We start from the raw sequence: 12,006 nt of genomic DNA, 5'->3' as shown, positions 1-12,006 counted from the left end.
AAGGCAACCGAAAAATTGCCTTTTTATGATGTAAAAACATTTCTAAAACAACAAATTTAAACTTCTGGGTCAATCCCAACGATGTCCACAGGCGTATCAGCGATGAGTTGTACGCCTTGTTTTTGTTGTTTTGCCATATCACTGCGTTTTTGTTGCAAGGCATTGAGATAGTTTTCATCAATACCACCAGCGACATAGTTGCCATCAAATACCGAGCAGTCAAACTGTTTGACATGGCTGTATTTGGTGTCGCTCACCGCTTCAATCAAATCGTCCAAATCTTGGAAAATCAAGCGGTCAGCACCGATGATTTGACGCACTTCGTCCACCGTATGCCCATAGGCAATCAGCTCACTGCGAGCAGGCATATCAATACCATACACATTTGGGAATTTCACAGGTGGGGCAGCACTGGCAAAAAACACATTTTTTGCACCTGCATCACGAGCCATTTGGATAATTTCGTTACACGTTGTGCCACGCACGATAGAATCATCAACGAGCAACACATTTTTGTTTTTAAACTCAAGCGGTACGGCAGAGAGTTTTTGACGCACCGATTTTTTGCGTTGTTGTTGCCCTGGCATGATAAAGGTACGTGCAATATAGCGGTTTTTCATAAAACCTTCACGGTATTTCACGCCCAGTTGTTGAGCCAGTTCCATCGCTGATGTGCGAGAGGTATCAGGAATCGGAATTACCACGTCAATGTCATGATTTTCGCCCCATTCACGCAAGATTTTTTGTGCCAAAGTTTCGCCCATTCGCATACGAGCTTTATACACTGAAATATTGTCCATGATAGAATCAGGACGAGCAAAATAAACATATTCAAACATACAAGGGGTAAAGGCTTTGCCATCAACGCATTGATGTGTAAATAACTCATTGTTTTCATTGATAAAAATTGCTTCACCTGGTTTGACATCACGCACAATATCAAAACCCAACGCCGTCAAAGCCACCGACTCAGACGCAACCATATATTCCATACCGCCATTGTCGGCTTTGCGTTCACCATAAATCAACGGACGAATACCATTGGGGTCTCTAAACGCCAAAATGCCATAACCTGTAATCATAGCAACCACCGCATACGCCCCTTCAATACGCTCATACACTTGGGTCACCGCATGAAAAATATCATCAGGACTTGGCTCAATTTTACCGATTTTTTGCATTTCGTGTGCCAAAACGTTGAGTAGCACTTCTGAGTCCGAATCAGTATTGATATGACGTTTATCCTCACTAAATAGCGACTCGGCAATACTTTCGGCATTGGTCAAGTTACCATTGTGAGCCAGCGTAATGCCGTATGGCGAATTAACATAGAACGGCTGGGCTTCGGCACTGCTTGCCGTACCTGCGGTCGGATAACGCACATGACCGATACCCTGATTGCCCTTTAAACGAATCATATGCTGATTCATAAACACATCACGCACCATGCCATTTTCTTTGCGTAAAAACAAACGATTGTCATGACAAGTAACAATCCCTGCCGCATCTTGTCCACGATGTTGTAACATCATCAACGCATCATACAACATCTGATTGACAGGGCTATGACCTGCAATACCGACAACTCCACACATAAAAACCCCTTAAGATTGGTTAAATAGTTATGCAAGAACCTGTATTCACAACATTACGCAGTAAACTTTTACAGGTTTTTAACAAACATTTATTTGCTTTTTCATCGCAAAAACGTTGTGAATACAGGTTCTAAATAAACTTAAAAATTTTTCTATAAAACTGATTTGATAAACAACTTAACGCCCAACGGCTTGATTTGCTTCTTGGCTTGCTTTGTCTAAAGTGTCAAACCCTTTTTGGCTGTTTTGTTGCACTTGTTCGCCAATTTTTTTGGACAAATCCACCGCAAACGGTGTTAAAGGCAACAAAGCAGGGGCAATCACCGAATTTTTCCAAAAATTGGCATTTTGTACAAAAGGCACAATCACACTCATCAACAACAAAATTACCAACAAATTTTTGCCAACGCCACAAATCGCCCCTGTGATTTTGTCCAAAAAACCCAATTTTAGCCCTTTTAAAGTATGGCTCATGACCCACAAAATCAAATGCAGACCAATCAACACAAACAACGCCACCACCACGAACGAAGCGACTAAAGTAATAATCTGACTGTCAAAAAAACCTGCCAAAAATGGCGAAAAAGGTTTGGCAAAAAAGGTGGCAAAAATCAAAGCAAATAACCAACCAAATAAGCCCACCAACGAACGTAACAAACCTGTCTGAAAGCCACGCCACAGCCCAAGCACCAAAGCCACCAAAATAAAAATATCCAATACTGACAAATGGATTACCTTTTTATGAAAGAATTTTTAAAATTATTTAAAAAAATAATCATTAATTTAAACCAAACTGCTCAATTGATTCCACACAATCGCCAATTAATTTAGGCCCTTCATAAATCAGACCGCTATACAACTGCACCAATGACGCACCTGCTTGGATTTTATTCACCGCTTTTTGTCCGTTATCAATACCGCCCACGCCGATTAAGGCGACTTTGTCGTCCAATTGCTCGGCAAACTGGGCTAAAATTTGGGTACTCATGGCACTGAGTGGACTGCCTGACAGACCGCCTGCTTCTTGGCTTGTAGGGTAGTCTTCCACACCATGACGGCTTAAGGTGGTATTGGTGGTAATCAGACCATCAATTTCAAACTGGATTAACTCTTTGGCAATATAATCAATTTGGCTTTCGTCCAAATCTGGGGCGACTTTTAACACTAATGGCACATAATATTGGTGCTGAGTGGCAAGCTGACTGTGGCGGTTTTTGATACCGTTTAACAAAGCGGTCAAGGCTTCGCCACTTTGTAAATCACGCAAATTTTTGGTGTTCGGTGATGAAATATTCACTGTGATGTAGGATGCAAAAGGATAAACTCGCTCAAGGCAATATAGATAATCATCAAGGGCATTTTCCACAGGGGTGCTGGCATTTTTGCCGATGTTAATACCCAAAATGCCTTGAAATTGGCTATGTTTGACTTGGTTAATCAGATAATCCACGCCTTTATTGTTAAAACCCATACGGTTGATAATGGCTTTTTGTTCTTCAATGCGAAACAGACGGGGTTTTGGATTGCCATCTTGCGGTTTTGGTGTTACCGTACCGATTTCTATAAACCCAAAGCCCAACGCCGCCAACGCATCAATGTATTCGCCATTTTTGTCAAGCCCTGCCGCCAAACCGACAGGATTGCGAAAATGCAAGCCCATACACATGGTTGGCAGTTCAACATGGTCGTATAACAGGCCTGCCACGCCCATTTTTTGGGATTTGGCTAACATGGACAGGGTCATTTCATGGGCTTTTTCTGGGTCAGTTTTTAACAAAAAGTGGCGGAGCAAACCATACATAGCGAATATATCTCTTTTAGCAGTTTAGCAAAAAATTTAACATGACATTCATTTATAAAACCGACTAACCCATTCTTCCTAAAAATGATTGGCAAGCCCACGCCTGATTAATCAATTAGAACCTGTGTTTATAATATTTTTACAATGAAAAATGCGAAAAATCGCCAATTTTTCAAGGAAAAAGCGAAGATTGATAGACATTCTATCAAGCAAGCTTTTGACGAAGAAAAACAAGATTTAGCCATTTTTCATGCAAAAGCAAATAAATATTTTTTCATTATTCATCAAATTTTGACAGCGTAATGTTGTGAATACAGGCTCTCACACTATTATACCAATGTTAAACACAAAATACACATAAAAAATAAAAATTATGGCACGGCTCTGCGGTTATTTAACGCCACCCAACCACGCACCATGCGATAAAAATGCCAAATAATCACCACAATAAAAATCAACAAACCAAAAATCCCCGCCAGCCCACTACTGCCAAGTAAGGTATCATTTTGCATAAGCATACCCAAAAATGCTGTACCAAAGCCAAACAACATCAAAATAATGCCAATACCGCCAAAAAACACACTATACCAAAAAGTCTTAATCTGCCAATCAAAATGGCTGTACAGCCAAGTATGGTGAGCTTCGTCCCGTTTGGCATAGTTCATCACAATCGGAATCACCCACGTCAGCCCTGCGGTAAAATAACTAAACACCGCCAACGCATAGGTAATATGATTGTAACGAATCAAATCTTCGGTAACGATTTGATTTTGCTGGTAATTTTGGTTTTGACTCAAAACCGAATAAGACGACTGCACAGGTGGCAATGGATTGGTGCTAAACAAAGGTTCGTCAAATTTTTGGTTTTGTGTATTGCTTGTTGATGGACGATTGTTTGATGATGGGCGTTGTCGCTTGGCTTCTTGGATATCAATTGGCATATTTTTGTTCACTTTTAATGAAAATACAGATACATTAAAAATGGGGATTTTTGGCAAAAATTCAAATAGCAAATTTTTGTTAATTTTTTAACCAAACCACTTCTTTAATCACGCTGTTATTTGGCAAACCTTTGATAATAAAACTATTTTTTTGCAAAATTGGGCTAAATTTGCCATTTGTGATGGTGGGCGTTGTCATCACGATGATTTGTTGATAAAACGGATAAATCAAAAAATCCCCCGTGGGCGAAAAATTGACAAAATCCGCCAAAGCGTCATCACGCACGCTGATGGTGGCTTTGCTGTCCAAATCCATCAACATATTTTGCCAAACGGTTTTGTTTTGAATTTTTTGTTGGGTAAAAAAGGTAAGCATTTTGCCCGTTGGACTGTAGCGAACGTTGGCTTCATAGCCAAACTTGCCAATGCGTTCACTGCTTTGATTGTCAAAATGATAATGGTAAAGTTTTGGCTGATTGCTGTTTTTGTCCGACACAAACACAAACGATTTGCCATCGGGCGACCACGCAGGCGAGATGTCAATGGCAGGTTTTTGGCTAAGGTTTTCGGCTAAATTGGTATAATTTTGTTGGGTTTTTTGTGGAAAACTGTTATCAAAATCTTGGATAAAAATATCAGGACTGTCGGCAAAAGTTGCCGAAAATAACAATTTTTGATTGTCAGGTGATAGACTTGCTCCAAAATAATTGGCACGTTTTTCCACCAGCAAAAACGGCAAATTTTGTTGTCTATCAAAACGATACAACATGGGAAAACTGCGGTCTTGCAAGGTATAAATCAGTTGGCTAAAATCAAAACTTGGGTTTAATCCTGAGATTTTGCCTGTTACCGACAGCAAGGTCTGTACATGGTTGCCTGTGGTGTCACTTTGCATCAGGTGCGAGCGATTTTGGCTTTTATCATAAACGATAAACGCCCAATGCTCTTTGGCAAGCGGTTTAGCGGTGTTTTGTTGATTTGGCAAATGCAAAGTTTGGCACGCAGTCAAAAACAACGTCAAAAACACCACACACAACAAGGCAATGACAGATTTTAATTTTGTCATTGCCATCATACTAAAACTATGCATATTAACGATTTGGGTTTAACCAAATTGGACCATAAATCGTGCCTTTTGGCACACCGTTTTGGCTTGGGTTAATGCTTACGGTATTGCCTTTGGTAGAGATGGTAATGGCATTGCGAGTTGAATAAATATAATGCTGACCGTTTGGCGAGATACTTGGGGCTTCGCTCATACCTGCATTGTTAATAGATTGCACCGCACCTGTAGTAAAATCACGCGCCACGCCACTGTTTGTACCTGCCAGATAGCTCATTTTTTTGCCGTCATTGCTGATACGAGCCATGCTGTTTAGACCGCCACTGGTAAGCTGTTGGGTCTGCCCTGTGGCGATGTTATATCTAAACACTTGTCCACGATTGTTGCCATGACGGTCTGATGTGAACACGAATGACTTGCCGTCAGGCGACCAACTTGGGTACATATCAGGGGCAGGGCTGTTGGTTAAGCGTCTTGGATTGCCACCATTGCTACTGGCAAGATAAATATCTGGATTACCGTCTTTGTCACTACTAAACAATAGTTGTGTACCGTCTGGCGAAATCGCACCGCCCAAGTTATTGGCTTTATAAGGCGTTACCAAACTTGCCGAACCGCCCAACACATCAGCGACATATACCACAGGATAGCCGTTGTACTGTTGCTCAACAAAAGTAAACTGCCTGCCGTTTGCCGATGGGTTTAAGGCTTTGATGGAGCCTTGTACACTGCGGATAATTTGTGGGTTATAACCGTCCACGTCTGATACCACAAGGCTTGATTTGCGGTTTTTGCCAGTGCCTTGTTCCACCACATAAGCGATTTTACCTGAAAAATCGCCTTTAATGCCTGTGATTAATTCCATAATTTTGTCGGCAACTTTGGCACTGGTTAAACGCAAGGCTTGCGGATTATTTTTGGTTTTTTCTTTTTGAACGCCACCGCCCAAAATTTGTCCAGTTTTTACATCAATCACTTCAAAGTTAATTTCCACATCGCCACGGTTGCTTCGGCTATTTCCTACGACCAAATACGGCACTTGGCGGGCTTGCCACAGCTCTAAATGCACTTCGCCACTGCTGGCGGGCGTTTCTGGTAGGCTGTCGCTACCTGCTAATTGACCGATATTTGTCAAGTAATTTTCAGCAACGTCTGATACGCCTTTTGCCCCTGCAAAAGGTACAATCGCAATTTGGGTGTTAGAGCGCGGGGCGACTTTTGAGATAACCAGTTCGTCTTCTGCCAAAGCGACTTGGCTTGTGAATGTGGACACCGCCAATAACAAGCCTGTTGCTAAGGCTGATGTTGAAAAAGTGGTTTTTAAATTTGACATGATAATTTCCTTAAAATTCCTTAAAAAATTAAAAGTTAAATGATTTTAGCAAGATTGTAAAGGATTATTTATTGTCCTTCAAATCTTAATGTTAAACTGGCAAAACTTTTTTGAAACACTTCTGGGTCGCTTGGCACTGGCAAAGGACTGGATTTGTTAATCGCTTCTTGCAAACTTTTGCTAAATGGGTCGCTTGCGTTTAGGTTAGTGGACAGCACCGCACCTGATGGCGATAGGCGAATGGTAACACGCAAAACCTTGCCATTACTGTTGGTCGGTGGATTCCAGTTGCTATAAATTTTTGACACGATAGAATCACGATAACTTGCGACATTCGTACCACTGATTGCCCCACGTCTTGCCGTGTCGTTGCCTGCGTTGTTATTTGCATTGCTGTTTGAGCTATTGCTTTGTGCGTTTGGCAAGCGTTCGCCATTGGTGGACAAATCTTTACTTTCAATTTTGATACGCTGGCTGTCAATGCGTTCTTGATTGGCACGTTTGGCTTCTTCCATTTGGGCACGCAAATTGGCTTCTATCTCATCAATGTTACTTTCGGCTTGTTTATGCTCGGCAAGTTGTGCTTGTTTTTCGGCAAATTCTTGGTCAAGTTGTTCTACAATCGCTTGTTGCTCTTGCATAAATTCTTGGTCAATTTGTTCTGCGATTTTGGCTTGATTGGCTTGAAACTGGGCTTCTTGCTCAGCGATTTGTTGCATGAGTTTTTCAGTTTCAGGATTGGTGGTCGGTGCGGTTTGAGCCGTTGGCATTCCACCTGCTTGATTGGCGTTGTTTTGTTGATTGGCTTGGATTTGACCTTGGATATCGGCAAGCTCTTCAGGCGAAATCAGCACCGTTTCCATCGGTGGCGGTGGGGCTTCGTTGTGAAAATACAAAATCCCACCGACAAGCAAACCATGCCCCAAAATGCTCAACAAAATCGCCCACACACGATAATCAGGAGTTTTAACAGGCACATAAACGGAGGTAACTTCTGGATACATGGTTTTCTCTATTTTTATCAACAAATTTTTATCAATAGTTGTTTATGATTTTATTCATCTGTTTGTTTTTGTTTTTTTTGTGATTTGTTCGCACTTGGCGGTGCAGTCAAAAGTCCGACTTTTTGGATACCTGCTTGTTGCAATTTTGCCATTAATATCATCACATCGCCATAATTGTTATTTTGGTCGGCATTTACCATCACATTCATGTTGGATTTGCCATCTTCGGCTTGATATTCTGGCAATTTTTGCAAATCAGTCAAAGTATTAATCAACTCTCGTTGGCTCATCGGCTCATCAGTTTTGTCTTGATATGACAAATACAAATCGCCATTGGCATCTAACGACACAATCACAGGCATTTGCGTGCCTTGTTCAATCGCTTTGGTCTGAGCTTTTGGCAAATTGATATCCACGCCTGTTGTGAGCATGGGGGCAGTGACCATAAAAATCACCAATAGCACCAGCATGACATCAATATACGGCACGACATTCATGCCTGCATTGACTTTTTTGGCAGAAGAACGGCTAAAAGGGTTCGCTTTCATCACATTTCCTATTTTGTAAAATGACTGGTTTGTAAAATCACTGACTAATAGGATTTTGAATTTGTGAAACGTTCACCGCATTTGATGTATTGTTACCATCATCAGACGTTTCACGCAATAACATACCCGTCATTTCATCACAAAATAACGCTCGGCTCTGGTACACTTTTTCGGTTTTGGCGGTAAAATGGTTAAACGCCAATGCCGCAGGAATCGCCGCAAACAAGCCCAATGCAGTCGCAATCAAGGCTTCGGCAATACCAGGGGCGACTGCCGACAAAGTCGCTTGGCTAGATGATGACAGCCCCATAAACGCCACCATAATCCCCCAAACCGTCCCCAACAGCCCCACATAAGGCGACACAGACGCAATACTAGCAAGCAAAGGCAACCCCTGCTCAAGCTCCAACTGCTGACGACCCAAGCCCACACGCAACTTTCGCTCCACGCCATCAATGCTATCACTTTTGGACTGGCGAGTTCGGCGTAATTTTAAAAATTCGGTAAAACCGATAAAAAATATCTGCTCAAGACCGCTACGCTCTTGGTTGCCCTGTACGCCTTTATACAAAGTTGGCAATTCAATGCCAGACCAAAAAGTTTGCTCAAAATGCTCATCGGCTTGATTGGCTTCGGACAAACGGCTACTTAACCGAAAAATCGTCACCCAACACAACAGCGATGCCAACAACAATGTCGCCATCACCAATTTTACAAACAAACTTGCCTGCAAAATTAAACTTAAAATATCAATTTGACCTTCCATTTTTAAACCATACTTCACAAAAAAATTATATTTATTAAAAAATTGATTGAATTTTGCCAACCATGAACAAATTCAAACTCATTATTTTACCACTATTTATCGCTTGTCGGCTACACAATCTAACGCACTTTGTAAAATTTGTGCAAACCATTGATTTAACACAACATCTGACTGCATCAACTGTTTTTGTAACCCAATCGCCAAAGCCGATGGCAATGGCTCAAACTGCGTGCTATGCCCGCCTTGCCAAACAATCGTTGGTAAATTTGATGTATTTTCGGCATTTTCATTTGCATTACTATAAATGACAAAATCCACGTCGGGCGTTTTGTTAATAAATTCTACATTATCAACCAGTTGCCAATGATAAAAGGCTTGTTTAACTGCGTTTTCTAGCGTCTTTTCGTCAATGATTTCAAAGTTTTTGAGCGTATTTGTCCAATGCATCCGCAAGGCAACTTCTGGATTTTGATAAAAAATCACCAGTTTACCATAAAATTTTAATTGAAAGGGTTTTTTAACTTGATTAATATCGATATTTAATAATTTTACAAAATCTGATTGACTGATTAACTCATCAAAACGCTTTAATAACACGCCATTCATCGGAATATTGGCTTTGATATCATCTGGCAATTGTTCATAATGATAAATCATTTTCATCGGTTCATTTTGGCTGATAAAGTCGTGGGTCACTTGGCAACGGTGAATTTGCCAATCGCTTAAGGTATTATGTAAAAAATCTAACAAATCATGGCTGTTTTGGGTAGTGGTGATGGACGCTTGGTTTGCTTGTTCTGACATATTTTTCTCAGCAGATTTTTTTGTTGGTTAAAATTTTGCCTATAGTACATTTTTTTGTTGAAAAAACCTAGTAAAAATTTTGTAACTGCTTTAAAAAAGCCAAAAATAAGGCACAAAAAAACCAAGCAATGACTTGGTTTTTGAAAAAAATTTTAACCATACATAAATTTGATTAAAAATCCAAAGGCGAAAATAAACCAAATGATAAATATCCCCCCTAGCCATTTTCGGTTAATTTGCCATTGGCATGGTTCATTGTGTGTGGGGTTTTTGGTTGTAGTTTGTGTTTGCATGAGAGTTACCTGTGCTTTTTTACGTTATGTTGTTTAGTATAAAGGTTTTGTGTGTTTTTTTAGGTGGCGTTTTGCAAGATTGCTAAAGAGTTTTGTTATATTTGTGTGATTTTAAGATGTTTTTTGTTGGTTTGTGTGGGTGATTGTTGTAAGTTGCTTGTTTTTTATACATTTTTTTGGATTTTTTGACTTTTGTTGCTTTTTTTACAATTTTTTTGCAACTTTTTATGGGTTACAATGAAATTTATGGTTTTTTTATCTTTTTTTTGAGTATAATAATACGCTTTTTTGTTCATGTAATTTTTTGTTACTGAAAATTTCATTTTAGTTGTTAGTCCTAGTTTTTTTCACATTAGGTACAGGAGTAAGATAGCATTGACAACATCAACACAAACATCAACCCAATCGGTTGCAAAACTGCAACGTAATCTTGGACTTTGGCACATTATTGTTATTGGTTTGGCGTATATTCAGCCGATGACTTTGCTTGATACGTTTGGTATGGTATCACGAGATAGCGTGGGTCATGTACCAACTTCTTATATTTTTGCATTATTGGCTGTGATTTTGACATCTATCAGCTACGGTCATATGATTAGGGCTTATCCGTCTTCAGGTTCAGCTTATACTTATACCCAAAAATCTATCAATCCATCTATGGGCTTTATGGTCGGCTGGTCTAGCTGGCTGGATTATTTGTTGTCGCCAATGGTAAACATTATTTTGGCAGTTTTGTATTTGGAAGCCTTGTTCCCTGTGGTGAATCACTGGGTTTGGGTGATTAGTTTGACCGCTTTAATGACAGGTATTAATCTGTTTGGTTCAAAGATTGTGGCATATTTTAACAGTTGGATTGTGTTTGTTCAGTTGTTCATTATCGCTGTGTTTGCGTATTTGATTTATGAAAAATTGCAATTGGGTGTGTATGCCAATGGTACGCTTGATGCGGACAAGTATCCGCTTTGGAGTTTAGAGCCGTTTTGGAATGAGATGACTTCGGTAGGTGCGTTGATTACAGGTGCGACCATTTTGTGTTTCTCGTTTACAGGTTTTGACTCGTTATCTAGCCTTGCTGAAGAGACCAAAGATGTCAAAAATACCTTACCAAAAGCGATGGTTTTAACATCTGTGATTGCAGGGGTTGTATTTATTGCCAGTACCTATTTTATGCAAACTTACTTCCCATCAGACCCGTCTATCTATTTTGAAGCAGTGGACGAAACCCAAGCAGAAATTTTATTACTTGTCGGTGGTTCAGCATTCCAAGCAGCGGTATTGGGTTTTGCGATTGTAACCGTGATGGCATCAGGGATTTCGGCTCATGCAGGGGTTTCTCGTTTGATGTATGTGATGGGTCGTGATGATGTGATTAGCAAAAAAATCTTTGGTCAAATCCACCCAAAACTTTTCACACCTGTGAACAATATTTTAATCGCAGGGGCAATCGCTTTGACTGCAGGTTTTATCAGCCTTGAAACGGTGGTAAATTTGATTAGCTTTGGTGCATTGACAGCGTTTAGTTTTGTGAACATTTCGGTATTGTTCCGCTATGTTTTCCGTGATAAACAATTTAACACGCCAAAACAAATTTTAAGCTACATTGTTGTGCCTGTTCTTGGCTTTATCAGCGTGTTCTTAATGTGGTTAGAAGTGGACGAAGTTACCTTAAAAGTAGGTTTATTTTGGGCTTCTATTGGCTTTATTTGGCTAGGTATCAAAACCGCTGGCTTCAGAAAACCAGTCCCACAGTACAAAGAAGAAGATGTATAATCTATCCTTAAAAACAAAAAAAGCGAGCATTGATTGTTCGCTTTTTTTATTTACATTTCAAAAAAATCCCATTAAAATGAGCTTTTTT

At 40.1% G+C, this 12,006-nt stretch carries 11 protein-coding genes; 1 reads left to right on the top strand and 10 read right to left on the bottom strand.

Features of this window, described 5'->3' with window-relative positions; all coding sequences use genetic code 11:
- Window positions 1–56: 56 nt before the first annotated feature.
- The 10 genes from purF to ACGTJS_RS08535 all read right to left on the bottom strand — a co-directional run bounded on the left by purF (window position 57) and on the right by ACGTJS_RS08535 (window position 9,855).
- Window positions 57–1,595: an amidophosphoribosyltransferase gene (gene purF / locus ACGTJS_RS08580; protein ID WP_315042589.1), complete on the bottom strand. Its 1,539-nt coding sequence runs from the start codon at window positions 1,593–1,595 to the stop codon at window positions 57–59.
- Between the two features lie 177 nt (window positions 1,596–1,772).
- Window positions 1,773–2,321, bottom strand: coding sequence for a CvpA family protein (locus tag ACGTJS_RS08575; RefSeq protein ID WP_315042591.1), 549 nt, complete (start codon window positions 2,319–2,321; stop codon window positions 1,773–1,775).
- 52 nt (window positions 2,322–2,373) lie between these two features.
- A complete protein-coding gene (locus ACGTJS_RS08570) occupies window positions 2,374–3,396 on the bottom strand; it encodes a quinone-dependent dihydroorotate dehydrogenase (RefSeq protein ID WP_315042593.1) in 1,023 nt (340 codons plus the stop codon).
- A 371-nt stretch (window positions 3,397–3,767) separates the two neighbouring features.
- On the bottom strand, window positions 3,768–4,337 hold the full coding sequence (locus tag ACGTJS_RS08565; protein WP_315042597.1) for a hypothetical protein: 570 nt from the start codon (window positions 4,335–4,337) through the stop codon (window positions 3,768–3,770).
- 79 nt (window positions 4,338–4,416) lie between these two features.
- A complete protein-coding gene (locus ACGTJS_RS08560; RefSeq protein ID WP_410471759.1) occupies window positions 4,417–5,403 on the bottom strand; it encodes a hypothetical protein in 987 nt (328 codons plus the stop codon).
- Window positions 5,404–5,428: 25 nt separating this feature from the next.
- Window positions 5,429–6,733: a TolB periplasmic receptor gene (locus ACGTJS_RS08555; protein WP_410471758.1), complete on the bottom strand. Its 1,305-nt coding sequence runs from the start codon at window positions 6,731–6,733 to the stop codon at window positions 5,429–5,431.
- 68 nt (window positions 6,734–6,801) lie between these two features.
- Complete coding sequence (gene tolA, locus ACGTJS_RS08550; protein ID WP_410471757.1) at window positions 6,802–7,737, bottom strand: cell envelope integrity protein TolA; 936 nt, start codon at window positions 7,735–7,737, stop codon at window positions 6,802–6,804.
- A gap of 50 nt (window positions 7,738–7,787) precedes the next feature.
- Entirely contained in the window at window positions 7,788–8,285 is a 498-nt protein-coding gene (tolR, locus tag ACGTJS_RS08545) for a protein TolR (RefSeq protein WP_315043780.1), read from the bottom strand.
- 37 nt (window positions 8,286–8,322) lie between these two features.
- Entirely contained in the window at window positions 8,323–9,051 is a 729-nt protein-coding gene (tolQ, locus tag ACGTJS_RS08540; RefSeq protein WP_410471756.1) for a protein TolQ, read from the bottom strand.
- Window positions 9,052–9,147: 96 nt separating this feature from the next.
- Window positions 9,148–9,855: a hypothetical protein gene (locus ACGTJS_RS08535; protein WP_410471755.1), complete on the bottom strand. Its 708-nt coding sequence runs from the start codon at window positions 9,853–9,855 to the stop codon at window positions 9,148–9,150.
- A gap of 662 nt (window positions 9,856–10,517) precedes the next feature.
- Between ACGTJS_RS08535 and ACGTJS_RS08530 the strand changes: the two genes are divergently transcribed.
- A complete protein-coding gene (locus ACGTJS_RS08530) occupies window positions 10,518–11,918 on the top strand; it encodes an APC family permease (protein ID WP_410473250.1) in 1,401 nt (466 codons plus the stop codon).
- Window positions 11,919–12,006 lie beyond the last annotated feature (88 nt).

This window comes from Faucicola mancuniensis, assembly GCF_046523945.1.
GTDB classification, from domain to species: Bacteria; Pseudomonadota; Gammaproteobacteria; order Pseudomonadales; family Moraxellaceae; genus Faucicola; species Faucicola mancuniensis.
Note: the sequence above shows the minus strand (reverse complement) of the source record. Positions and strands in the feature narration are given on the sequence as shown.

Bases quoted from the DNA above. Each gene is read 5' to 3' on its own strand.
- purF (WP_315042589.1), bottom strand. From the start codon at position 1,595: ATGTGTGGAGTTGTCGGTATTGCAGGTCATAGCCCTGTCAATCAGATG.
- ACGTJS_RS08570 (WP_315042593.1), bottom strand. From the start codon at position 3,396: ATGTATGGTTTGCTCCGCCACTTTTTGTTAAAAACTGACCCAGAAAAA.
- ACGTJS_RS08565 (WP_315042597.1), bottom strand. From the start codon at position 4,337: ATGCCAATTGATATCCAAGAAGCCAAGCGACAACGCCCATCATCAAAC.
- ACGTJS_RS08560 (WP_410471759.1), bottom strand. From the start codon at position 5,403: ATGACAAAATTAAAATCTGTCATTGCCTTGTTGTGTGTGGTGTTTTTG.
- ACGTJS_RS08555 (WP_410471758.1), bottom strand. From the start codon at position 6,733: ATGTCAAATTTAAAAACCACTTTTTCAACATCAGCCTTAGCAACAGGC.
- tolA (WP_410471757.1), bottom strand. From the start codon at position 7,737: ATGTATCCAGAAGTTACCTCCGTTTATGTGCCTGTTAAAACTCCTGAT.
- tolR (WP_315043780.1), bottom strand. From the start codon at position 8,285: ATGAAAGCGAACCCTTTTAGCCGTTCTTCTGCCAAAAAAGTCAATGCA.
- tolQ (WP_410471756.1), bottom strand. From the start codon at position 9,051: ATGGAAGGTCAAATTGATATTTTAAGTTTAATTTTGCAGGCAAGTTTG.
- ACGTJS_RS08535 (WP_410471755.1), bottom strand. From the start codon at position 9,855: ATGTCAGAACAAGCAAACCAAGCGTCCATCACCACTACCCAAAACAGC.